Origin of the sequence: Bradyrhizobium sp. IAR9 (assembly GCF_013408065.1) — a bacterium.
In the GTDB taxonomy this organism is placed as follows: domain Bacteria; phylum Pseudomonadota; class Alphaproteobacteria; order Rhizobiales; family Xanthobacteraceae; genus Bradyrhizobium.
On sequence record NZ_JACBZW010000001.1, the window covers coordinates 96,223 to 120,538 of the forward strand.

The 24,316-nt window shown below is 64.8% G+C and carries 14 protein-coding genes, 1 tRNA gene and 1 pseudogene; 2 read left to right on the forward strand and 14 right to left on the reverse strand.

The features are described from left to right. Positions 1–131: 131 nt before the first annotated feature. Positions 132–392, reverse strand: a complete 261-nt coding sequence (locus GGD67_RS00430; RefSeq protein ID WP_026202356.1) for a hypothetical protein — start codon at positions 390–392, stop codon at positions 132–134. A gap of 260 nt (positions 393–652) precedes the next feature. Between GGD67_RS00430 and GGD67_RS00435 the strand changes: the two genes are divergently transcribed. Next, the gene (locus GGD67_RS00435) at positions 653–850 is read left to right on the forward strand and encodes a hypothetical protein (RefSeq protein WP_018320410.1); all 198 of its coding nucleotides are present in this window, start codon (positions 653–655) and stop codon (positions 848–850) included. Between the two features lie 83 nt (positions 851–933). On the opposite strand, the gene GGD67_RS00440 is transcribed toward GGD67_RS00435, so the two are convergent. From GGD67_RS00440 to GGD67_RS00480, 9 genes and pseudogenes are all read right to left on the reverse strand, one after another. Continuing rightward, positions 934–1,080: a hypothetical protein gene (locus GGD67_RS00440; protein WP_018320409.1), complete on the reverse strand. Its 147-nt coding sequence runs from the start codon at positions 1,078–1,080 to the stop codon at positions 934–936. A 199-nt stretch (positions 1,081–1,279) separates the two neighbouring features. Continuing rightward, positions 1,280–1,353 (reverse strand) — tRNA-Cys (locus GGD67_RS00445). 84 nt (positions 1,354–1,437) lie between these two features. Continuing rightward, positions 1,438–2,043: pseudogene (locus GGD67_RS00450) on the reverse strand (ABC transporter ATP-binding protein); the annotation flags it as partial. A gap of 163 nt (positions 2,044–2,206) precedes the next feature. Continuing rightward, on the reverse strand, positions 2,207–2,923 hold the full coding sequence (locus GGD67_RS00455) for an ABC transporter permease (RefSeq protein ID WP_246784242.1): 717 nt from the start codon (positions 2,921–2,923) through the stop codon (positions 2,207–2,209). A 199-nt stretch (positions 2,924–3,122) separates the two neighbouring features. Then, positions 3,123–3,860 (reverse strand): tRNA-uridine aminocarboxypropyltransferase, encoded by a 738-nt coding sequence (locus tag GGD67_RS00460; RefSeq protein WP_018320406.1) that lies wholly within the window; start codon positions 3,858–3,860, stop codon positions 3,123–3,125. Between the two features lie 37 nt (positions 3,861–3,897). Then, entirely contained in the window at positions 3,898–7,002 is a 3,105-nt protein-coding gene (locus tag GGD67_RS00465) for an efflux RND transporter permease subunit (protein WP_179730502.1), read from the reverse strand. Beyond that, positions 7,002–10,151, reverse strand: a complete 3,150-nt coding sequence (locus GGD67_RS00470; RefSeq protein ID WP_179730503.1) for an efflux RND transporter permease subunit — start codon at positions 10,149–10,151, stop codon at positions 7,002–7,004. Before GGD67_RS00470 ends, GGD67_RS00465 begins: the two co-directional genes overlap by 1 nt. A gap of 37 nt (positions 10,152–10,188) precedes the next feature. Beyond that, complete coding sequence (locus tag GGD67_RS00475; RefSeq protein WP_179730504.1) at positions 10,189–11,589, reverse strand: efflux RND transporter periplasmic adaptor subunit; 1,401 nt, start codon at positions 11,587–11,589, stop codon at positions 10,189–10,191. After that, on the reverse strand, positions 11,579–13,063 hold the full coding sequence (locus tag GGD67_RS00480) for an efflux transporter outer membrane subunit (RefSeq protein WP_179730505.1): 1,485 nt from the start codon (positions 13,061–13,063) through the stop codon (positions 11,579–11,581). The genes GGD67_RS00475 and GGD67_RS00480 overlap by 11 nt, the downstream gene beginning before the upstream one ends. A gap of 722 nt (positions 13,064–13,785) precedes the next feature. Between GGD67_RS00480 and GGD67_RS00485 the strand changes: the two genes are divergently transcribed. Then, entirely contained in the window at positions 13,786–14,820 is a 1,035-nt protein-coding gene (locus GGD67_RS00485) for a cysteine synthase A (RefSeq protein WP_018320401.1), read from the forward strand. A 61-nt stretch (positions 14,821–14,881) separates the two neighbouring features. Here GGD67_RS00485 and GGD67_RS00490 read toward each other — a convergent pair whose 3' ends face one another. The 4 genes from GGD67_RS00490 to GGD67_RS00505 form a co-directional block, all read right to left on the reverse strand. Beyond that, the gene (locus GGD67_RS00490; RefSeq protein WP_179730506.1) at positions 14,882–17,122 is read right to left on the reverse strand and encodes a glycosyltransferase family 41 protein; all 2,241 of its coding nucleotides are present in this window, start codon (positions 17,120–17,122) and stop codon (positions 14,882–14,884) included. 162 nt (positions 17,123–17,284) lie between these two features. After that, on the reverse strand, positions 17,285–19,510 hold the full coding sequence (locus tag GGD67_RS00495; protein WP_179730507.1) for a tetratricopeptide repeat protein: 2,226 nt from the start codon (positions 19,508–19,510) through the stop codon (positions 17,285–17,287). A gap of 115 nt (positions 19,511–19,625) precedes the next feature. Then, positions 19,626–21,899 (reverse strand): tetratricopeptide repeat protein, encoded by a 2,274-nt coding sequence (locus tag GGD67_RS00500; protein WP_179730508.1) that lies wholly within the window; start codon positions 21,897–21,899, stop codon positions 19,626–19,628. Between the two features lie 114 nt (positions 21,900–22,013). After that, positions 22,014–24,254, reverse strand: a complete 2,241-nt coding sequence (locus GGD67_RS00505; RefSeq protein WP_179730509.1) for a tetratricopeptide repeat protein — start codon at positions 24,252–24,254, stop codon at positions 22,014–22,016. Between the last annotated feature and the right edge of the window lie 62 nt (positions 24,255–24,316).

Consider the following 24,316-nt stretch of genomic DNA (forward strand, 5'->3'; position numbering starts at 1 on the left):
GCAAGCCCTTCTTCTCTCACTCGCATCGGCTCAAAGGCTATCCACAGCCTGTCCGCAGCATATCCACAGAACCGCTATCGCGAATTCGTCAGCCGACGCGAGCCACTTGCTGCGCACACATCCACAGGCCCTTAACCGCCGGCCTGATCGAATACGCTGCGGCAGGCTTCGCTCAGGCTCGAGCGGTTGCGCCGCAGGCACGCCGTGATGGCGCGGACGTTGGGTATTTCGCCGGCGCAGAGCCGGTAGACGTCGGGCGTGCAGGCCCGGCGCTGTTCGGCTGTCCCCTGCGCGTGGGCGGTGGAAGCAAACAGCGTCAGGAACAGCCCGACCGTGGAGGCGCGGCGGGCTCGGCTCTTCACACCCGCAAACCGCAAGAACCTCGCCTTCATGACCAGTCTTCCCTTCGCCCTGCCCGCTCCGGCCCGCATTGGGCCGCTTGCGAAAAGGGTTAAGAGAAATAAACCGCCGAGGATGTGATCTCTTTCACACTGCCGGCGCAGCGGAGGAACCTAGAGTTTCCCAGGGGATTTTCACAAACCGCTAACCAATCGGGACCCGATCGCCGGATCGTTAAAATGCGAACGATCCGCTCAACCGGGTAACAAACCGGCTTTGCGACATTGCGCCGTCCGCGTTCTGCGAGGGTGCGATGAGAAGCGAAGCCGAATTCAACTTGTTGCTGGATGCCGTCCGGGACGCCATGGTCATTGAAGACTTTGCTCCCGCGCCGGAGGAGGAATTCGTGCCCCGCTCGTGGAGTTTTCACGCGACGCCCAAAGCCGCCAATGACAATGAGGGCGCCTGGCCCCTTCTGCCGTTCCCCGACGGCTGGTACGCGGCCTGCTGAAGCTGCTTTCACCCTGAGCCCGAGAGCCCGCTTCGCGGGCGTTTTGCCATAGGCACTGGGCGTAAAACTTGGCGCTGCGCCGATCAGGTCTTGATGCGATCCTCGCCATCCTGCGGCACCCGGTCGGGTGCGGCCGATGGAAAGATGCTGTCATAGATCGCGCGAGCCTCGCGAATGAGGCGGGCCCGCTCCAGCTCGGATTTCGGGACAAATCGGACGATGTCGCCCACGGGTGCTCCAGCGCTCGTTGATGTCAGTCGCATCGCTTCGCAGATGCGAAGTCTATGCCAACGAGACTGAATCGGGGGGCCAGCGAGCTCCGGACAAACCCGGAGATCGATCCGCCTCTCAGGTCGGCAGAACATTTCGCGCAGCATCAGCGGAGCCGGCGGCGAGATCGAATTGTGCTGGGAGATCAGAGGGATGTGATGGAGGCCACGACCAGAATTGAACTGGTGTACACGGTTTTGCAGACCGTTGCGTAACCACTCCGCCACGTGGCCCCGTAAGGCCGGAGCAATATAGGGGATGAAGGGTTTAGGCAACCGCCTTCGTCCGATTTTGGCCGTCACGGGACCTTCGAACCGCTACGCGTTCCTCCCGCCGGACCCCGCCAGATATTGCGCGAGAATCGTATCGGTTGCGCCGGCCGCGATGATCTTCCCCTGCTCCAGCAGGATCGCCCGGTTGCAGGTGCTCTGGATCAGCTCGATGTCATGCGAGGCAAGCACCAGGATGCCGGCGCGGGCGACGATTTCATCCAGCCGCTGCCGCGCCTTTTTGCGGAACTGCTGGTCGCCGACGCCGATCCATTCGTCGAGCAGCACGATCTCGCCCTCGACCGCGGTTGCGACCGCGAAGATCAGGCGCAGCATCATGCCGCTGGAATAGGTGCGCAGCGGCAGGTCGAGGCGGTCGCCGAGCTCGGTGAACTCGGCAATCTCCGCCCGCCGCGCGTCGATCTCGGCGCGCCGCGCGCCGATCACGAGCCCCCGCCGCATGATGTTCTCGTATCCGGTTGCTTCCTCGTCGAAGCCGGCCTGCAAATCGAACAGCGACAGGCAGCGGCCGCGTACGTCGATGCTCCCCGCCGTCGGATGGTAGATGCCGGCGAGAACCCGCAGCAGCGTGGTCTTGCCGGCGCCGTTGGCGCCGATGATGGCGAGGCGGTCGCCGGCGCGGATGTCGAGGCTGACCTCGTTCAACGCCGTGATGAGGTGCGAGACCGCCGCCTTCCGCCGCAGCGTCACGGCGCTGACGAACCGGCTGCGCAGCGAGCGGTCGCGAAACGACAGCACAGGAAACGTGACCGAGACGTCGCGAAGCACGATGTGGGCCGTCCTGGTCATGCGCGCATCACAGCCAATACGCCACACGATGGCGGTATTTTGCGTAGTAGCCGAGGCCAATGACGGCCACGACGATCGCATAGAGTGCCCCTAACAGCCATTGCTCCGCATCGGTCGGCTGCGACAACAGCGGCCGGCGCACCAGATCGAGCAGCGTCGCGAACGGATTGACCCGCGTCAGCCAGTGAAACGCGGTGCCGCGCGCGCTGTCCTCGGTCCAGATGATCGGCGTGAGAAAGAAGACGAATTGCAGGCCGCTGACGACCGCCGAACCAATGTCGCGAAAACGCGCGCAGAGCATGCCGAGCGCGACCGAGCCGCCGAGCAGCGTGAGGAACAGGATCGCAAAGCCGGGCAGCGCGAGCAGCATGCTCCAGCGCAGCGGCCAGGGCATCACGACGTAGAGCAGCACGACGATCACCAAATGATGTGCGAAGATGAGGACGTTGCGCGCGATCATCTGGAGGACATGAACGATCAGCGGGGCCGGCACCGCCTTGATGAGATGGCCTGATACCACGAAGATGTTGGAGCCTTCCTGGAGCGTCGTGGCGATCAGGGTCCAGACGATCAGGCCGACCGCGAAGGACGGCAGGAAAGTGGCGATGTCCTGCTTGAACAGGGCCGCATAGACGGTGCCGACGCTTGCGATCGTCGCGGCCAGCGTCAGCGTGATCCAGAGCGGGCCGATCACGGTCCGGCGGTAGCGCAGCGAAATGTCCATCAGCGCGAGCGTGCCCCAACGATCGGGCCGCGCCGCCTGTGCCAGGATTTCCTTCGCTGCGAGCTGAATTCGACTGCCCCTCAGGTTCTCGCTCTCCGATGCCGCAACAGGAGAGCAGATCGCAACCGGTTTCGGCCGATCGTCTCTAGACGCCCGGCTGTCGCGGTGCAATCGACCGTACAGATGATGCGGGCCGAAGTCAGGCTCGTTTGCGCCGCCGGAAGTCGCGCCGGCCCTTCGGGGCAGGTTTTGGCGCCAATTCCGGCATCTCGGCCTGGACCTCGCGGTAGCGTATTAACAGGCGTTCAAAGCTCGCATTCAGCGTCTCGGCGATGTCGGGACGCCGCTCGAGCCCGGCGAGAATCGTCGCCGCGGCCTCGATTGTGGAGAGCCCGTCCTTGCGCGGCTCCTTGCGCAGACGGCCATAGCGCGAGGGGTGCGCCGGGTTGAGGATGACGCGCTGGCATTTCAGCATCCAGGGATTGCGCCACCACAGCGCCTTGGCCTGGCTCCAGGTGCCGTCGAGCAGCACGACGCCTTCGAGCTTGCCGAGGATCGCGCGCTGGTTCTCCGCGACCTCGCCCTTGCGGTTGAGCGCGACGATTTCGCCTTCCGCTTCGAGATCGGCGGCGCGGGCCGAGCCGAGATAGAGCACGGCCCAACGCGCGGCATTCTCGACCGGCCGTCCCAACGCCTTGGACAGGCTCGGCCAGGACAGGCCGACCCGCACCGTGGCATCGGCAAAATGCCTGGCAAGCAGGCGCGCGGTGCCGAGCGCCCTGTCCTGCTCCTGCGGGTGCTGGAGGATCAGGAGTGAGAGGCGATTTTCGATTGGCGTGACGCTGTCGCAGATGCACAGCGGCATCGGCTTCTGGCAATGCGGGCACTCGGGGATCGGATCGGCCGGCGCGGCGGCCGTGTCTGGCGGGTTCGACATGGGCGCCGCTATACGCTTGATGCGGCGCTTCAACAACCTATTCCGCGGGCGCAGGCACCGGGCGCGGCGCGGACCGGCGCCGCAGGCGATCGATCAAGAGGTAGATCACCGGCGTGGTGTAGAGCGTCAGGATCTGCGAGACGAACAGGCCGCCGATGATGGTGATGCCGAGCGGACGGCGCAGCTCCGTGCCGGGGCCGGTCGCCACCACCAGCGGGATGCCGGCGAACAGCGCCGCCATGGTCGTCATCAGGATCGGCCGGAAGCGCGCCTGGCAGGCCTCGAAGATCGCTTCCGCCGAGGACAGGCCGCGCTGGCGTTCGGCGTCGAGCGCGAAATCCACCATCATGATGCCGTTCTTCTTGACGATGCCGATCAAGAGGATGATGCCGACGAAGGCAATCACCGTCAGCGGCGTATTGGTGAGCTGCAAGGCGAGCAGTGCGCCTAACCCCGCCGAGGGCAGCGTCGAGATGATCGTGAGCGGATGGGCGAGACTCTCATAGAGCACCCCGAGCACGATATACATCGCCACCAGCGCGCCGAGGATCAGGAGCGGCTGGCGGCCGCTGGTCTTGGCGAAGTCGCCGGCGTTGCCGTCGAAGCTGCCGCGGATGCCTTCGGGCATGTGCAGTTCCTCCACCGCCCGCTGGATGTTCTGGGTCGCTGCCTGAAGCTGCACGTCCGGCAGCAGGTTGAACGACACCGTCGTCGAGGGAAACGACTGCGAGTGATAGACCGCGAGCGCGGCCAACCCACGCGTCGCATGCACCACGGCCGACAGCGGCACCTGCGCGTCGTTCGCGCCGGCAACGTAGATGCGCTCGAGGTTGGAGGGATCGACCTGGAACTTGGGATCGATCTCCAGCACGGTCATGTACTGGTTGCGCTGGGTGTAGATGATCGAGATCTGCCGCTGCGAGAACGCGTTGTTCAGCGCGTTGTCGATGTCCTGAACCCTGACGCCGAGTGCCGAGGCCTTCTGGCGATCGATGTTCAGGGTCAGCTGAAGCCCGCCGGGATCGCGGTCGCTGGAGATGTCGGTGATGCCCTCGACGCTCTCCATGCGCTTGGCCACGATCGGCGCCCACTTCTGCAGCAGACCGAGGTCGGTGCTGGTCAGCGTGTACTGGAAGTCGGAATCACTCTGCCGCCCGCCGGCACGGACGTCCTGGGCAGCGAACATGAAGAGGCGAATGCCGGGCACGGGGTACAGCGCGCGCCTCAGACGGTCGATCACGACCTGCGTCGAGACGTGGTCGCGCTCCTCCGGCGGCTTCAGGCTGATATACATGATGCCGCGGTTTGAGGTCGCTCCCCCCGGCCCGCCTCCGGCGCCGACGGTCGAGCCGATGCCGGCCACGGCCGGATCCTGCATCACGATGTCGGCGAGCCGCTGCTGGAGACCGAGCATCGACTGGAACGAGATGTCGGCCGAGGCACGCGTCGCTCCGATCACGAAGCCGGAATCGTCGGTCGGGAAATAGCCCTTGGGGACCTTGATGTAGAGCGTCACCGTGAGGCCGATGGTGGCGAAGAACACCAGCAGCGTCGCCAGCGGATAGTCCAGCACGGTGCGCAAGGTCCGGGCGTAGAAGGCGACGATGCGCGACAGCGAGCCCTCGATCACCCGATCGAACAGCGTCGCCGTGCCGGACGTGGCCTGCCGGATGTAATGAGCGCAGATCATCGGCGTGACCGTGAGCGACACCAGCGTCGAGACCAGGATAGCGAAGGTCAGCGTCAGCGAGAATTCGCGCAGCAGGCGGCCGACAATACCGTCCATGAAGATCAGCGGCGTGAATGCCGCGATCAGCGACAGGCTGATCGAGACCACGGTGAAGCCGATCTGCTTCGCGCCCTCCTGCGCTGCCCGGAACGGCCGCATGCCGTGCTCGAGATTGCGGTACATGTTCTCGATCATGACGATGGCGTCGTCGACCACGAAGCCGACGGAGATCGCGAGCGCCATCAGCGACAGATTGTCGATCGAGAAGCCCGCGACCCACATGCCGGCGCAGGTGCCGGCCAGCGCCAGCGGCACCGAGATGCCGGCCGCGATGGTCGGCGTCAGCCTGCGCAGGAACACGAACACCACGACCATCACCAGGACCGCGGTCGCCAGCAACGTCCATTGCATATCGAGCACGCTGGCGCGGATCGTGCCGGTGCGGTCGACCAGGGTGGAGATCTCGACGCCGGCCGGAATCCACTGCTTCAGCTGGGGGACCAGCGCCTTCACCCTGTCAACGGTGTCGATGACGTTGGCATCGCCCTGCTTGGTGATCTGGATCAGCACTGCCGGCTGCTTGTTGAACCAGGCGATCGAGCGGGCGTTACGGACGGAATCCTCGATGTCGGCGACGTCGGACAGCCGCACGAAATTGCCGTTGGCGCTCTTGATGACGATGTCGCGGAACTCTTTCGCCGTGTGCATCTGCTTGTTGAGCGCCAGCGTCTCGCTCTGGCGCTCGCCGTTGAAGATGCCGACGGGACCGAGCGGGTTGGCGTTGACGATCGCGGTCCTGACGTCGTCGGTGGCGATGCCGGCGTTCGACAGCGCGACGGGGTTGAGCTGGACCCGCACAGCCGGCTGGTCGGCGCCTGATACCGTGACGTCGCCGACTCCAGGCACCTGCGAGATGCGCTGCGCCAGAACCGTGTCGGCGACATCGTAAATCGCGCTGGCGGACAGCGTCTTCGAGGTCAGCGCCAGCACGAAGACGGGCGCGCCGGCCGTGTTGGCCTTGCGGAAACGCGGCAGCGTCGGCAGGTCGCTCGGCAGATCGACCATCGCGGCGTTGATCGCCGCCTGCACGTCGCGCGCGGCCTTGTCGATGTTGCGGCCGATGTCGAACTGGAGCTGGATGCTGGTGTTGCCGAGCGTCGAGGTCGAGGTGATCTGATTGATGCCCGAGATCTCGCCGAGCCGCCGCTCCAGTGGTGAAGCCACCGTGGCCGCCATAACCGACGGGTCGGCGCCGGGCCGGCTGGCCGAGACGAAGATGGCGGGGAAGTCGACGTTCGGGACCGAGGCGACGGGAAGGAAATCGTAGGCGACCACACCCAGCAGGAACAACCCGATCGACAGCAGCGTGGTGGCAACCGGGCGGCGGATGAAGGGCTCCGAGATCGATGCCATCACTGCATCCCCTCGGTCGCGCCCGCGACCGGCGGGCCGCCGGATTCGGCCGGCGGCAGCGCCTGCTCGAGGCGGCGGTTGATGCGGTCGAGCGCGAGGTAGATCACGGGCGTGGTGTAGAGCGTCAGCAATTGGCTGAGCAGCAGCCCGCCGATGATGGAGATGCCGAGCGGAAACCGCAGCTCGGCGCCGGTGCCGCTCTCGATCGCCAGCGGCAAGGCGCCGAACAGCGCCGCCAGTGTCGTCATCATGATGGGACGGAAGCGCAACAGGCAGGCCTGCACGATCGCCTCGTTGGGCGACATGCCCTGCCCGCGCTCGGCCTCGAGCGCGAAGTCGATCATCATGATCGCGTTCTTCTTGACGATACCCATCAGCAAAATGATGCCGATCAGGCCGATCACCGAGAGGTCCTGCCCGCACAACACCAGCGCCAGGATCGCCCCGACGCCGGCCGAGGGCAGCGTCGACAGGATCGTGATCGGATGGATGTAGCTCTCATAGAGCACACCGAGCACGATGTAGATCGTGATCACGGCCGCAAGCAGCAGCCAGGGTTGTCCCGCCAGCGCCTTGGCGAACTCAGCGGCATCGCCGGCATAGACGCCGACGATGCTGTTGGGCATTTCGATCCGGGTCTCGATCGCCTTCACGGCCTCGACGGCATCGCCGAGCGCGGCACCCGGCGCGAGATTGAAGCTGAGCGACACGGACGGGAATTGCGCCTGGTGTGAGATCGCGAGCGGGGCCGTGGTGCGCTTCAGCGTCGCCACGGCCGACAGCGGCACCTGGGCATTGGGCGCGCCGACTGTAGTGCTCGCGGCGCCCGGCAGATAGAGTTTTGACAGGATCGAGGGATCGCGCTGGTACATCGGCAGCGCCTCCAGCACCACGCGGTACTGGTTGGCCTGGCCGTAGATGGTCGAGATCTGGCGCTGCGCGAAGGCATCGTTGAGCGTATCGGTGATGCCTTGCAGGCTGACGCCGAGCTGGCCCGCGCGGGTGCGATCGACGTCGAGCTGCGCCCGCAGGCCGCCTTCCTGCGCCTCCGAGGAGACGTCGCGGAACAGGGGATCGCGCCGCATCTCCGTAACCAGCTTGCGCGCCCATTCCGACACCAGCGCCGCATCGGTGCCGGTCAGCGTGTACTGGTATTGCGAGCGGCTCGACTGGGTCGAGATCTGCACGTCCTGCACCGGCTGGAAATAGACGGTCATGCCGGGAATGCCCGCCACCCGCTGCTTCAACCGGCTCACGACCACGCTGACATCGTCGCGCCGCTCGCCGCGCGGCTTCAAGGTCATGACGAGCCGGCCGACATTGGTGGTCGGATTGACCGAGCCGGCGCCGATCACCGAGACCACGCCGACCACGTCAGGATCCGCCTTGATGGTGTCGGCGACCTCGCCCTGCCGCTTCTGCATCTCCGCGAACGACACGTCCGGCCCCGCCTCCGTCACCGCCGTGATCGAGGCAGTGTCCTGCAGCGGCAGGAAGCCTTTTGGCGCAACGACGTAGAGGACGAGGGTCGCAATCAGCGTGGCGAAGGTCACGACCAGCGTGGCGCGCTGGCGCTCCAGCACCCAGAGCAGCGTCCGGTGATAGGCCTCCACGGTGCGGTCGATGAAGCGACTGATGGCGGCGAGGCCCGGCACCGCCAGCTCCTCATGGGCGTGCTTGAGCAGCCGTGAGCACATCATCGGCGTCAGCGTCAGCGAGACCACGGCCGAGGTCACCACCGCGATCGTCAAGGTCAACGCGAATTCACGGAACATGCGCCCGACGAGGCCGGACATGAACAGCAGCGGGATGAAGACCGCGATCAGCGACACCGTCAGCGAGATCACGGTGAAGCCGATCTCGCTGGCGCCCTTCAGCGAGGCCTCCATCGGCCCGTCGCCGTTCTCCATGTGGCGGACGATATTCTCGATCATGACGATGGCGTCGTCGACGACGAAGCCGGTGCCGATCGTCAGCGCCATCAGCGACAGATTGTCGAGGCTGAAGCCGGCGAAATACATGATGCCGAAGCTGGTGATCAGCGACAGCGGCAGCGCCACGCCGGCGATCAGGGTGGCCCGCAGCGAGCGCAGAAACAGCAGCACCACCAGCGTCACCAGCACGACGCTGAGGACCAGCGTGAACTGCACGTCGTGGACCGAGGCGCGGATGGTCACGGTGCGGTCGGAGACGATGGTGAGGTTCACCCCGGCCGGGATCGCGCGCTGCACTTTGGGGATTTCGGCGCGGATCTGGCTGACGACGTCGATGACGTTGGCGCCGGGCTGGCGCTGGATGTCGATGATGACGGCGGGCGTGCCCTGGTACCAGCCGCCGGTGCGGTCGTTCTCGAGGCCATCGACGATCCGCGCGACGTCGGCGATGGTGACCGGCGAGCCGTTGCGGTAGGCGATGATGACGGGCTTGTAGGCATCGGCGGCGGCGATCTGGTCGTTGGCCGCGATGATGTAGGATTGCTGCGCGCCGTCGAGCGAGCCTTTCGGCCCCGAGACATTGGCATTGGCGATCGCGGTGCGCAGATCTTCCATGGCGATGCCGTAGGCGGCGAGCCGCGCCAGATCGGCCTGGATGCGTACGGCCGGCTTCAGCCCGCCCAGCACCGAGACCCGTCCGACGCCGGAGATCTGGCTCAGCCGTTGCGCCAGGAGCGTGTCGGCGATGTCGCTCATCGCCCGCAGCGAGATGGTGTCGGAGCGCAGCGCCAGCGTCATCACCGGGGCGTCCGCCGGGTTCACCTTGGCGTAGGTCGGCGGATAAGGCAGCGTCTTGGGCAGCACGCCCGCCGCTGCGTTGATCGCGGCCTGCACGTCCTGGGTCGCGCCGTCGATGTCACGGTTGAGATCGAACTGGAGCGAGATCTGGCTGACACCGAACGAGCTCGTCGAGTTCATCGCCGACAGCGACGGGATCTGGCCAAGCTGCCGCTCCAAAGGCGCGGTGATCAGTGAGGCGATCACGTCGGGGCTCGCGCCCGGAAGCTGCGTCGTCACCTGCACGGTCGGGAAATCGACCTGCGGCAGCGCCGAGACCGGCAGCGCGAAATAGCCCAGCAGCCCGCCGATCAGCAGCGCGATGCCGAGCAACGAGGTCGCGATCGGACGGCGGATGAAGGGTTCGGAGACACCCATGGGATCTGCCTGCCGCTTCAAGCGGCTGTTGTCGGGATCATTGCTGCTTGGCTCCACTTCCCGCTGCCCCCGGCCCCGGGGCCGGCCCGGTCTGCCCCTTCTGGTCGCCCTCGCTGCTCTTGCGCTTGGCGCGGAACTCGCCGTCCTTACCCTGTTCCTTCTGGTGCTCCTTCTGCCCTTCCTTGGCACCATCCTTCTTCTGGGCGTCAGGCCCGCGCGACCGCTTGCGCGGGGCGAGATCGGCCGACGGGGTCTGGTCGTCGCGGCCGATGGTCACCTTGGAGCCGTCGGACAGATTGGCAAAGCCCGTGGTGACGACCCTGTCGGTCGCCGACAGGCCGCTGGCGATCACCGCGTCATGCTCGTTCTGCTGGGTCACGGTCACGGGCTTGGCCGAGACGATATTGTCCTCGCCGATGACATAGCTGAACGTCCCGATCGGGCCGCGCTGCACGGCCGAGGTCGGCACCACCAGCGCCTGCGTCAGCGTCTCGACCTTGAGACGGACATTGACGAACTGGCCCGGCCAGAGCTGGTAGTTGGCGTTGGGAAACTCGGCCTTGAGCTTGAGCGTGCCGGTGGTCTGGTCGACCTGGTTGTCGATGCCGGTGAGCTTGCCGGTATCGATCACCGTGATGCCGTCATTGCCGAACACGTCGACCGCGAGCGTGCCCTTCGACGCCGCGGCGTTGACGCGCATGATTTGTTGCTGCGGCAGGCTGAACCACACCGCGATCGGCTGCAATTGCGTGATCACCACGAGGCCCGTGGTGTCGGCGGCGTGGATGATGTTGCCCTGGTCGACCTGGCGCAGGCCGGCTCGCCCTGAGAGCGGCGCCACGATCTTGGTGTAGCTCAGCGTCGCCGCCGCGTTGTCGATCGCAGCCTGGTCGGCCTTGACCAGCGCCTCGGTCTGCGCGACCAGCGCGCGCTGGGTGTCGGCCTGCTGCTTGGAGCCGGCGTTGGAGGCAGCGAGCTGCTCGTACCGTGTCAGGTCGATGCGCTGGTTGGCGAGCTGGGCCTGGTCCTGCGCCTTCTTGGCGACCGCCTGGTCGTAGGTTGCCTGGTAGAGCGCGGGATCGATCTCGCCGAGCACGTCGCCCTTTTTGACGTCCTGCCCTTCGGTAAAATTCACGGCGATCAGCTTGCCGTCGACCTGCGAGCGCACGGTCACGGTGTTGAGCGCGCGGATCGCGCCGACGCCGTCGAGATAGACCGGAACGTCCTGAACGCGGGGCGTCGCCGCCAGCACGGGCACCGGCAGGTCCGGCCGCGCGTTGCGGTCGGCAGCCGGCTTCTGGTGCATCGCGTTCCAGCCGAGATAGCCGAGGCCACCAAGGATCGCGAGCGTGATCAGGGTCATGACGAAACCGCGGCCGCGCGACTTCTTCGCCGTCCCCTCCTTCGCGTCCTGCTTGGTATCCGGCTTAAAGAGCATTGACCGGTTTCTCCATTCGCGGCTCCCAGCCGCCGCCGAGCGCCTGATACAGGCTGACGATGGCGAGCAAGCGGGCCAGTTGCGCCTGTGACAGCGCGTCTTCCGCCTGGAACAGGGTCAGTTGAGTGTTGAGTACAGTCACGATGTCGGCGGTGCCGGCGCGCAGTTGCTGCTCGGAGAGATCGAAGGCGCGGCGTGAGGCGACGACGACGTCGCGCTGCAATTGCAGCTTGATCGTGGTCTGCTTGATCGAGAACAGCGCATTGTCGACGTCGGCGAACGACTGGATGATGGTCTTGCGGTAGGTCTGGAGCAATTCGTCCTGCCGCGCCTTGGCCAACTCGAAATTGCCGAGGATCTTGCCGCCGTCGAAGATCGGCTGCGTGGCGCTGCCGACGAGCTGGAAGAAGGCCGCATGCGGCTGGAACAGCGAGACCAAAGCCGAGCTCTGATAGCCGCCATTGCCGGTGAGCTGAATGGTCGGAAAGAACTGAGCACGGGCATTGCCGATATTCGCCGTCGCCGAGGCAAGCTGCGCCTCCTGTCGGCGGATGTCGGGCCGCTGCGTCAGCAGCTCCGAAGGCAGGCCGGGCGTGACGCGCGGGATCGCGATCCGGTCAAGGGAGCCGCCGAGCACGCGCACGCTTTCCGGCGGGCGCGAAACCAGCACGGCGAGCGCGTTGACGTTCTGGTCCAGCGTCTGGCGCAGCGGCGGCACCAGGGCTTTCTGGTTGGCAAGCACGCTCTCCTGTTGGGCGACGTCGAGATCGGTGCCGGTGCCGGCCCTGCGCCGCTCCCTGACCGCATCGAGGATGCGCTGCGCGCTCGCAATGTTGCGCTGTGAGGTCCTGATGCGGTCCTGCGAGGCCAGCACCTGGAAATAGGCGTTGGCGACGGCCGCCAGCGTCGTCAGCGCGACGGTGTCGCGGTCAAAGCGGTTGGCGTTCGCCGTCTCTTCCGCCGATTGCAGCGCATCGCGATTCTGGCCCCAGAAGTCGAGCTGGTAGCTCGCGCTCAGCGAGGCCGAATAATTGACGACTTCGCGGCCGCCGATCGAAAGGCCGGACGCGCTCGAGCCCGAGGTGCGCGAATAGGTTTCCGATCCGCCTGTCGAGACGCTCGGCAGCAGCGCCGCCCCCGCCTGCCGCGCCTGGGCGTCGGCCTGGACGATGCGCGCAACGGCGGCGGCGATGTCGAGGTTGACGGTTTGCGCCTCCTCCATCAGCTGCGTCAGCTCCGCGGAGCGGAACCCGCGCCACCAATCCAGTGACGGCGGCGCATCACCCTTGCCCGCGTATTTGTACTGCGTGGGAACGTCGAGGGCGGGATCGGGAAGATCCTGGGTCAGCACGCAAGCCCCCGAACCGGCGGCAAGGCACATCACCGCAATCCAGCGCGCCGCGCGCAGCGTCCGGGATGCAGAACCTTCAGATCGCCGCGTGGCGATCGCAGGAACATCCTCTGTCACATCCATCCCCCGCCGGGCAGATCGAACCGCCGCGCAGCCGGATTAGCCGATTCGCGGCGCGACAGTCGGGGGGCTTTGGACAACTCGTTCACAGCGGCGATGCTTTCTGCGGAACCTCGAAAATCATACTAGCCGGGCGCTGAACTGCGGGACAGTCCCGCAGTTGCGAGATGGCTCTGCCTACGAAGTGGAAACGAACCGCTCGAAATTCAAAAGACGGCTGTCTCGCAGGGATTTTTCTCATTTTGAAACATTGGGATACACGATCAAGCTTACCAAGATTTCATGTGATATTGCTGCCACAGCGGCACTTGGGCGTTTCCATCCGACCGCACCACGCCCCGCCTCAGTCGCGCCCTGGCTGAGTAATCTCACAAGCCCGTCAATCGCCGAACAGAAAGCCGTTCCTCGGGCCGATATGATTCGACCATCCGGGCGTCATCCACGGCCCTCGATGGCGAGAAGCCTCGGGCTTGGAAAAAGTTTGTCGCGAGTTGGCTGGTCACGACTGTCATCTTCCCTGGCCGGACGGAGCGCAGGCGTTTCCTCCCATCGATATCCCGGCTTGCGGCCGAGCTGATTGCCGCCGGGCGCGCCTCTCAGGAATATCGTTGTTTGAGCAGAGGTTTCGCTTGGTTTCGCCGCAGCGCAAAAGCCTTCCCCTTTGGGCTCCCAAGCACTAGGTTCTGACCAACCAGATCAACCCCCTTGGTAGCGATTTCCCTGACATGACCATTCGAAACGACGTTGTCGAAGCCATCGGCAACACCCCGCTGATCAAGCTGAAGCGCGCCTCGGAACTGACCGGCTGCACCATTCTCGGCAAGGCCGAGTTCATGAATCCCGGCCAGTCGGTCAAGGACCGCGCCGGCAAATGGATGATCCTGGAGGCCGAGAAGCGCGGCGAGCTCAAGCCGGGCGGTCTCGTGGTGGAATCGACCGCCGGCAATACCGGCATCGGCCTTGCGGTCGTCGCCAGCGCGCGCGGCTATCGCACCCTGATCGTGATCCCGGAAACGCAGAGCCAGGAGAAGAAAGACTTCCTGAAGCTGTGCGGCGCCGAGCTGATCGAGGTGCCGGCCCTGCCCTACGCCAACCCCAACAGCTACCAGCATGTCGGCCGCCGCCTCGCCGACGAGCTGCGCAAGACCGAACCCAATGGCGTGCTGTTCGCCGACCAGTGGAATAACCTCGACAATGCCAAGGCGCATTACGAGTCCACCGGACCCGAAATCTGGGAGCAGACCGGCGGTAAGGTCGACGGCTTCGTCTGCTCGGTCGGCAGCGGCGGCACGCTGGCTGGTGTCAGCCGTTACTTGAAAGAGCAGAACAAGAACGTGCGGATCGCATGCGCCGATCCGCACGGCGCCGGCATGTATGAATACTTCAGGACCGGCGATCCCAAGGCGACGCCGGGTGGCTCGATCACCGAGGGCATCGGCCTCAACCGGGCGACCGCCATCGTGGAGACCGCGAAGGTCGATGATGCCTATCTCATTCCCGATGCCGAAGCCGTCGGCGTGATCTACGAACTGCTGCAGCACGAGGGCCTGTGTCTCGGCGGCTCGACCGGTGTCAACATCGTGGGCGCAATGCGCCTCGCCAAGCAGCTCGGACCCGGCAAGACGATCGTCACCGTGCTGTGCGATTCCGGCAGCCGTTATCAGTCGAAGCTGTTCAACGCGGACTTCATGCGCGCCAAGAACCTGCCGGTGCCGGAATGGCTGGAGAAGCGCAGCAACATCAAGCCGCCCTTCGTGTGATCGTCACGCGCACCCTCGGGTCGGGGACGCGCGTCACAAAGCTCAGCGCGGTTCGTCCGGCTTATATGACCTCGCCGCGCTTCGCAGCAGCGGCACAATAGTCGCGCCAGAACCGGCGGTACCCCTCCTCGACCCTGCGCGTGTAAATCTCGACATTGCCGGCGGGCGAAGCTGCAATCCGGGCCGGCAGGCCCGCGCGCAACTTCGCCAGATAGTCGGGCTGCGACGCGAATTTGCGGGCGATCTCGACATAGCCGTCGTCATCCTCGGCGACCCAGTCGTTAAGCCCGACCGCCGCCACGATGGCGCCGCCGGCGCGCGACGAGGCGCCGTGACCGAGCTTGGCCACGACAGGAACGCCCGCATAAAGGGATTCCCAGGTGCTCACGCCGCCATTTTGCGGGAACGTGTCGAGCGAAATATCGACTCGCGCGAAGGCCCGCAGATGTTCCTCGCGCGCTGACGAGCCCAGGCAGGTGATGTTCTGTTCGGGGATGCCCTGGTTCACGAGCCGCGCAAGAAGGCCGTCGCGCAGCATGGGATCGTCAAGCAGCGTATGTTTGATGATGATCCTGGATCCGGGCACCTCGCGCATCACCTTCGACCACACGCGGATGGCCTCATCCGAGATCTTGGAGATGCGATTGAAAACGCCAAAGGTCACATGGCCGTTGCGGAGCATGGGAAGCTCCGAAGCAGGCACATCCAGGATGGGATCGATCGTGATCAGGCAAGGTAGATCGCAGACCTTTTCAGCCAGTAGACCACGGACCGATTCCGGAATGAAGATCGGATCGGCGAGCACGTAGTCCATGGTCTGAAGGCCGGTGCCCGTGGCATGTCCGAAGCCCGTGACCTGGATCGGGGCGGACTTGCGGGCGAAGACCGGGAGCCTGTTGCCGGTCGTATGCCCTGACACGTCGATCAGGATATCGATCTTGTCAGCCTCGATACGATCGGCCAGTTCGTCGTCCGAAAGCTGCCAGGCGTCGACCCAGACGTCCGCCAGCGACTTGAACTTGGCGGTCATCTCATCTCGTACCGGCGAGCACGAATAGCAGACGATCTCGAACTTGGCGTGATCATGGTGGCGCAGCACCGGCAAAAGACCGAACGCCGCCGAGTGGTACCAGAACTCGGCCGCGACATACCCGACCACGATCCGCCTGTCAGGATCGAGTTGCCGGGGTGCGTGCGTCTTCTGCGCCAATCTGGCGCCGATCGCATCCCCCCAGGATTTGCGCGCCGCCTGCTGGATCGCGAAATCGGCGTCGGAGAGAAAGTCCAGAAAATAGATCTTCCGCGCGAGCAGGTCCGGCTGGTCCGGCGCGATTGCGAGCGCGGCGTCGAGATGTTCGATTGCGGCTGCGATTTCGCCCTGGTTGGCAAAACAGGAGCTCAGCAGCGCCAATGCGATCGCCGAGCGCGGATTTTCTTCGAGCAAAGCCGTGCAGGCCTGGATCGCCTGCGCGGTATTACCCATGCTCAACGCGACTTCCGCCTTCCCCCGCAACGCAACTTCGAGCTTCGGTGAAAGCGCAAGGGCTGCGTCAAAATCCGCCGCCGCCTGTTCCAGCCGCGACAGCGCAAGATTGAGCCGTCCGCGGTGCGCCAGGAGCTTCGCCGAACCTGGCCTGATCGCGAACGCCGCTGCGAGCGCGGCTTCCGCCTCGTCGTAATGCTTGAGCTCGATCCCGACCACGCCCTTGCCGATAAGGGCTTCGGCGTGACGCGGCTGAAACAACAGAGCGCGCTCGAAACTCTGCCTGGCGCGGTCAAATCGGCCCAGCGCCAGCTCGGCGAGGCCACGATTGCAGAGCGCATCGGCATTGTCGGGCTTCAGGGCGATGGCGCGGTCGTACAGCTCGATGGCCTGTTCGGGCAGGTTCATCTGAAGCAAGGTATTGCCAAGGCCGGCCAAGGCCGGCGCAAAGTTCGGCTTCAGCGCGATCGCCTTTTCCTGACAGGCGCGAGCGGCGTCAAATTTCTGAAGGGCCAGATGCACTGCCGCGAGATTGTTGTGGGCCTCGTGCGAGCGTGGCTCGATCGCGATTGCGCGCTCCAGCAGCTGCTGCGCCTCCTGCAGCCGCCCGCTTTGTTGCACGCTCAAGCCGAGCAAATGCGTAGCGTCGAAATGATCCGGAACGGCTTGCACGATCTGGCGGCAAAGCGCCTCGCTCTCCGCATATCTACCCTGGCCATAGGCGCTCGCCGCTGCGGAGATGATACCGTCGGCCTGCTTCTTCAATTTCTTCTGCAACCGCGCATTCTGGAATGCGCGCGCGCCGGCGCTGCTCTGCAAGATGTCTCTCCGGGAGATGGTGCTCGGCGAGTCTAGCTGATTCGCGCAGTTAGCCTGACGGTCGGCGAGACCGGAAATTACCCGGGATATCCCGGGCCCGCGCTGGACTGTCCTGGCTCAGGAGCCGCTGGGCGCGCCCGCCTCGCCGGCGACGGCGTTGCCTCACCCCGCAGCAGCGGCACAATAGTCGCGCCAGAACCGGCGGTACCCCTCCTCGACCCTGCGCGTGTAAATCTCGACATTGCCGGCGGGCGAAGCTGCAATCCGGGCCGGCAGGCCCGCGCGCAACTTCGCCAGATAGTCGGGCTGCGAGGCAAATTTGCGGGCGATCTCGACATAGCCGTCGTCATCCTCGGCGACCCAGTCGTTAAGCCCGACCGCCGCCACGATGGCGCCGCCGGCGCGCGATGAGGCGCCATGACCGAGCTTGGCCACGACAGGAACGCCCGCATAGAGGGATTCCCAGGTGCTGATGCCGCCATTCTGCGGGAATGGATCGAGCGAAATATCGACTTGGGCGAAGGTCCGCAGATGATCCGCCCGCCCTGACGAGCCCAGGCAGGTGATGTTCTGTTCGGGGATGCCTTGGTTCACGAGTCGCGCAAGCAGGCCGTCGCGGATCATGGGATCGTCAAGCAGCGTATGTTTGACGATGATCTTCGATCCGATCACCTCGTGCATCACGCTCGACCACACCCGGATCGCCTCGTCCGAGATCTTGTTGACACGGTTGAACACGCCGAAGGTCACATGGCCGTTGCGGAGCATGGGAAGGTCCGACGGCGGCACATCCAGGATCGGATCGATGGTGTTGAGGCACGGCAGGTCAAACACCTTTTCGGCCAGCAGATGCCGTGCCGATTGCGGAATGAAGACGGGGTCCGCGAGCACATAGTCCATGGTCTGCATGCCCGTGCCCGTCGCGTGTCCGAATCCGGTGGCCTGGATCGGAGCCGGCTTCCGCGCGAAGACCTGCAGCCTGTTGCCGGTCGTGTGGCCCGAAACGTCGATCAGAATGTCGACATCGTCGGCCTGGATGCGATCGGCGAGCTCGTCGTCCGAGAGCTGCCACGCATCGACCCAGACGTCCGCCAGCGACTTGAAGTTGGCGGTCATCTCGTCTCGTGACGGCGAGCACGAATAGCAGATGATCTTGAAGTTGGTGTGATCATGATGGCGCAGCACCGGCAGCAAAGTTAGCCCCGCCGAGTGCTGTCGGAATTCGGAAGCGACATAGCCGACCACAATCTGCTTGTCCGGATCGAGCGGCCGCTTCGGCAGCGTCCGCCGCGGTATCCTGGAGCCGATCACGTCCCACCAATCCCGTCGCACCGCCTGCTGGAGCGCGAAATCGGCCTCGGCACGGAAGTCCTGCAAGAAGATCTTTCCCCGGATCGCATCTTCATAGTCCGGCCGGATCGCCAGGGCGCGATCGAGATATTCGATCGCGGCGTCCATGTCCCCGTGGTTCGAATGAGCAAAGCCCATCAGCGCCAGTCCTGTCTCCGAGCGCGGATTTCGCTCGATCAAGGCCGCTGCGGCCGCCATCGCCTGCGCTGTCTTTCCCATCACGAGCCAAGCCTGTGCCTTGCCTCGGAGAGCCAGTTCGAGCTTGGGCGAAATCGCAAGCGCCGCCTCGAAATCGGCAACCGCCGGTTCTAGACGCTGCAGCTCGTAATTGAGCCGCCCGCGTTGCGCCAATATCTTCGCCGAACCGGGCCTGATCGCGAGCGCCGCTGCGAGAGCAGCTTCCGCATCATCGTAATGCTTGAGCTCGAGGCCGACCACCGCCTTGCCGACGAGCGCCTCGACATGGCGCGGCTGAAACAACAGCGCGCGCTCGAAGCTTTGCATGGCAGGGGCAAACCGGCCCAGCGCCAGCTCGGCCAGACCACGATTGCAGAGCGCATCGGTATAATCGGGCTTCAGCTTGATGGCGCGATCGTACATTTCGATCGCCTGTTCGGGCAGGTTCATCTGGAGCGAGGTATTGCCGAGGCCTACCAGGGCCGGCAGAAAATTCGGCTTCAGCGCGATCGCCTTCTCCTGACATGCACGGGCGGCCTCGAATTTCTGAAGGGCCAAGTGCACAGCCGCGAGATTGTTATGGGCCTCGTGCGAACGCGGATCGATCGCGATCGCGCGCTCGAGCAATTGTTGCGCCTCCTCCAGGCGCCCGCCCTGTTGCGCGCTCAGGCCGAGCAGATGCGTCGCGTCGAAATGATCCGGAATGGCTTGCAGGATCTGACGGCAGAGCGCCTCGGTCTCCGCATGTCTGCCCTGGCCATAGGCGCTCGCCGCGGCGGAGATGACGGCGTCGACCTGCTTCTTCAATTTCTTCTGCAACCGCGCATTCTGGAATGCGCGCGCGCCGGCGCTGCTCTGCAAGGTGTCTCTCCGGAAGATGGCCCGCGGCGAGTCTAACTGATTCGCGTTCCGGGCCGGCCGGTCGGCCGGAGCCGAAATCCCTCCGGGCGTTCCGGGGCGTGTTGCAGGATCCGGCTCAGGAACCGCCGGATGCGTCCGCCCCGCTTACCGCAGCGTCGCCGCTTTCCGCGCCTGCGGCACAATAGTCGCGCCAGAACTGACGGTAACCCGCTTCGAGCTCACGCGTATAGATCTCGACATTGCCGGCGGGCGAGGCCGCGATCTGAGCCGGCAAACCCGCGCGCAACTTCACCAGATGCTCGGGCTGCGACGCATATTTGCGGGCGATCTCGACATAGCCGTCGTCATCCTCGGCGACCCAGTCGCCGAGACCGACGGCGGCCACGATGGAGGCGCCGGCACGCGAAGAAGCTCCAATGCCGAGCTTGGCGACGACGGGAACGCCCTTGTAGAGGGATTCCCAGGTGCTGATGCCGCCATTCTGCGGGAACGTGTCGAGCGAAATATCGATCTTGTCAAAGGCCATCAGGTGATCGTCGCGCGAGGTGGTGCCGAGGCATGTGATGTCCTCCTCGGCAATGCCCTGCGCGATGAAGCGTGCGATCAGGCTATCGCGCAGCAAGGCATCGTCGAGCAAACCATGCTTGAGGATGATCTTCGATCCCGGCACCTCCCGCATGATGCGCGACCACACACGGATCGCATCATCCGAGATCTTGTAGATGCGGTTGAACACGCCGAAGGTGACGTAGCCGTTGCGGAGCATTGGCAGCTCGGAAGGCTGCAGATTGGTGACCGGCTCCATCGTGATCAGGCACGGCAGATCGTAGATCTTTTCCGGAAACAAATGTCGAGCCGATGGCGGAATGAAAATGGGATCCGCGAGCACGTAGTCCATGGTCTGCATGCCCGTGCCCGTCGCGTGCCCGAAGCCGGTTGCCTGGATCGGAGCCGGCTTCCGTGCGAAGCATTGCAGCCGATTGCCGGTCGTGTGGCCCGAAACGTCGATCAGGATGTCGACATTGTCGGCCTGAATGCGATCGGCGAGTTCGTCGTCCGACATCTGCCAAGCGTCGACCCAGACGTCCGCCATTTGCTTGAACATGGCGGTGTACTCGTCCGCTCCCGGCCAGGAGTAGTAGCAGATGATCTTGAACTTGGCGTGATCATGATGGCGCAACACGGGCAGCAAGGTGAGCCCCGCCGAGTGTTGCCGGAATTCGGCCGCGACATATCCGACCACGATCTGCTTGTCCGGATCCAGCGGCCGCTTGGGCAGCGTTCTTTGCGGAATCTTCGAGCCGATCGCATCCCACCATGACTTTCGTACAGCCTGCTGGACCGCGAAATCGGCATCCGCGAGGTAGTCCAGCAGGAAGATCTTGCCTCTGATCGCGTCTCCATAGTCCGGCCGGAGCGCCAGCGCACGATCGAGATATTCGATCGCAGCGTCCATCTCTCCCTGGTTCGAATAAGCGAAGCCCATCAGCGCCAACCCCATCTCGGAGCGCGGGTTGCGCTCGATCAAGGTCGTCGCCGCCGCCATCGCCTGCGCGGTCTTTCCCATGACGAGGCAGACCTGCGCCTTGCCCCGAAGGGCCAGTTCGAGCTTGGGCGAAATCGCAAGCGCCGCATCGAAATCCGCCAGCGCCTCGTGGAGGCGCTGCAACTCGTAACTGAGCCGCCCGCGCTGGGCCAGGATCCTCGGCGCGCCGGGCTTGATCGCAAGCGCCGTGGCTAACTTGGCTGCCGCCTCCTCGTGGTGCCGCAGCTCCATGCTGACCATGCCGCTGCCGACGATGGCCTCGGCGTGACGCGGCTGAAACAGCAGGGCGCGATCGAAGCTCTCCTTGGCGCGCATGATCTGCCCAAGCACGAGTTCGACCATGCCGCGATTGCAGAGCGCATCGGCATAATCCGGTTTGACCTTGATGGCGCGCTCGTGCATTTCGAGCGCCTGCTCGTACAGCCCCATATGCATCAGCGTGTTGCCGAGATTGGTCAGCGCCACCGCGAAATTGGGCTTCAGCGCGATCGCCCTCTCCTGGCAGCGCCGCGCGTCCTCGTAATTGCCGAGGTCGAAATGCACGGTCGCGAGGTTGTTATGGGCATCGTGCAGGCGCGGATCGAGCGCAATCACGCGCTCCAGCAGCTGTTGCGCCTCCTCGAAGCGCCGGCCGTCGTGGGCGCACATGCCGAGCAGGTGCAGGGCGTCGACATGATCCGGAAGGGCTTTCAGGATTTCGCGGCACAGCGCCTCGGTCTCGGCATACCGGCCCTGGCCATAGGCGTTCGCCGCAGCGGCGATGACGGCATCGGCCTGCTTCATCAATTTTTTCTGCAATCGCGCATTCTGGAATGCGCGCGCGCCGCCGCCGCTGTTCTGCAAGGTGTCTCTCCGGAGGATGCCCTGAGGCGAGTCTAACTGATTCGCAGCCATGGCCGGCCGGTCACCGGACCAGCAGCGACTCCGGGATTTCCCGGGGGGCAACGCAAGGTCGGGCTACGCCACCTCGCCGCGTTCCGAGGCCGCGGCACAATGATCGTGCCAGAACCGGCGATAGGCCGCTTCGACCTCACGCGTGTAAAGTTCGACGTTGCCGGCAGGTGAGGCTGCGATCCGAGCCGGCAGTTCCGCCCGCAATTTCGCCAGATGAGCGGGCTGCGTCGCATATTTGCACGCGATCGCGGCGTAGCCGTCGTCATCCTCGGCGACCCAGTCGTCGAGGCCGACGGCCGCCACGATGGAGCCGCCGGCGCGTGCCGAAGAGCCATTGCCGAGCTTGGCGACGACCGGAACGCCCGCATAGAGCGATTCCCAGGTGCTGATGCCGCCATTTTGCGGGAAGGTGTCGAGGGAGATGTCGACTTGCGCAAAGGCCAGCAGATGCTCGTGGCGCGTGGTCGAGCCCAGGCAGGTGATGTTGTCTTCGGCAATGCCCTGGGCCACGAACCGCGCGATCAGGCCGTCGCGCAGCAAGAGATCGTCGAGCAGCCCGTGCTTGATGATGATCTTCGACCCCCTCACCTCACGCATCACTTTCGACCACACCCGTATCGCATCATCCGAGATCTTGTAGATGCGGTTGAACACGCCGAAGGTCACATGGCCGTTCCGGAGCATGGGAAGCTCCGAGGGCGGCACGTCCAGGATGGGATCGATCGTGATTAGGCAGGGCAGATCATGGACTTTTTCGGCCAGCAAATGGCGCGCCGATTGCGGAATGAAGATGGGATCGGCGAGCACGTAATCCATGGTCTGAAGGCCGGTGCCCGTGGCGTGTCCGAAACCCGTGACCTGGATCGGGGCCGGCTTGCGGGCAAAGACAGGCAGCCTGTTGCCGGCCGTATGCCCGGATACGTCGATCAGGATGTCGATCTTGTCCGCCTGGATGCGATCGGCCAGCTCGTCGTCCGAAAGCTGCGCGGCGTCGACCCAGACGTCCGCGAGAGGCTTGAATCTCTCGGTAATCTCGTCCTGCAGCGGCCAGCAGGAATAGCAGACGATCTCGAACCTCGTGTGATCGTGTTGGCGCAGCACCGGCAACAGCGCGAACGCGGCCGAGTGGTTCCTGAATTCCGACGCGACATAGCCGACGACGATCCGCCTGTCCGGATCGAGCGCCCGGGGCGGCAGTGTCCGTTGCGGCAGCCTGGCGCCGATCGCATCCCACCAGGATTTTCGCGCCGCCTGCTGGACCGCGAAATCGGCCTCGGGCAGATAATCCAGGATGAAGATCTTGCGTGCGATGGCATCCGCATAGTCAGGTGATATCTCGAGCGCCGCGTCGAGGTGCTCGAGCGCCGTCGCGACGTCCCCCTGGTTCGCGTAGCACGCCCCGAGAAGCACGATTGCATAATCGGACCGCGGATTGTCCTCGAGCAGGGTCTTGACGGCCGCAATCGCCTGCGTCGTGTTTCCCAAGAGAAGGTTGACCTGCGCCTTGCCACGCAGTGCGAGCTCGAGCCGCGGCGATTGCGCCAGCGCCGCATCGAAGTCCGCCGCCGCCTGCTCCAGCCGATGCAGATCGAAGTTGAGTCGTCCGCGCTGGGCCAGAATCCTCGGTGAACCCGGCTTGATCGCCAAGCCTGCCGCGAGGGCGGCTTCCGCCTCCTCGTAATGCCGGAGCTCGATGCACACCATGCCCTTGCCGGCGATCGCTTCAGCATGACGCGGCTGAAACGACAGGGCGCGATCGAAACTCTCCTTGGCGCGCTCGGACCGGCCGATCATCAGCTCCGCCATGCCGCGGTTGCAAAATGCATCGGCGTAGTCGGGCCGCAGCCCGATAGCGCGTTCGTGCAGCCTGATCGCCTGTTCGCCGAGGCCGACGTTCAGGAGCGTATTGCCGAGATTGGTGAGGGTGATCGGACAATTCGGCTTCAGCGCAATGGCCTTCTCCTGGCATGCGCGGGCGTCCTGGAACTTCTGGACATCGAAATACACAGCGCCGAGATTTCCATGGGCATCGGGCGAGCGCGGATCGAGCGCAATCGCGCGCTCGAACAGCTGTTGCGCCTCCTCCAGCCGCCCGCCTTCATAGGCGCGAAGGCCAAGCAGGTGCGTGGCATGGAAATGATCCGGAACCTCGTCCACAATGCCGCGGCAGAGCGTCTCGGCCTCGGCAAATCTGCCCTGCCGGAGCGCCTCGACCGCGAGCGACATGACAGCGTCCGCCTGCTTCCTCAACTTCTTTTGCAATCGCGCATTCTGGAATGCGCGCGCGCCGACACTGCTCTGCAAGATCTCTCTCCGGAAGTTGGTCCGGAACGAGGCACAGCTGATTCGGATGGTGCCAGGCTGGC

What these genes read in the sequence shown, in the direction of transcription:
- GGD67_RS00455 (WP_246784242.1), bottom strand. Translation starts at nt 2,923, where the DNA reads ATGGACATTTCGCTGCGCTACCGCCGGACCGTGATCGGCCCGCTCTGG.
- GGD67_RS00435 (WP_018320410.1), top strand. Translation starts at nt 653, where the DNA reads ATGAGAAGCGAAGCCGAATTCAACTTGTTGCTGGATGCCGTCCGGGAC.
- GGD67_RS00485 (WP_018320401.1), top strand. Translation starts at nt 13,786, where the DNA reads ATGACCATTCGAAACGACGTTGTCGAAGCCATCGGCAACACCCCGCTG.
- GGD67_RS00480 (WP_179730505.1), bottom strand. Translation starts at nt 13,063, where the DNA reads ATGGATGTGACAGAGGATGTTCCTGCGATCGCCACGCGGCGATCTGAA.
- GGD67_RS00470 (WP_179730503.1), bottom strand. Translation starts at nt 10,151, where the DNA reads ATGGGTGTCTCCGAACCCTTCATCCGCCGTCCGATCGCGACCTCGTTG.
- GGD67_RS00465 (WP_179730502.1), bottom strand. Translation starts at nt 7,002, where the DNA reads ATGGCATCGATCTCGGAGCCCTTCATCCGCCGCCCGGTTGCCACCACG.
- GGD67_RS00430 (WP_026202356.1), bottom strand. Translation starts at nt 392, where the DNA reads ATGAAGGCGAGGTTCTTGCGGTTTGCGGGTGTGAAGAGCCGAGCCCGC.
- GGD67_RS00475 (WP_179730504.1), bottom strand. Translation starts at nt 11,589, where the DNA reads ATGCTCTTTAAGCCGGATACCAAGCAGGACGCGAAGGAGGGGACGGCG.
- GGD67_RS00460 (WP_018320406.1), bottom strand. Translation starts at nt 3,860, where the DNA reads ATGTCGAACCCGCCAGACACGGCCGCCGCGCCGGCCGATCCGATCCCC.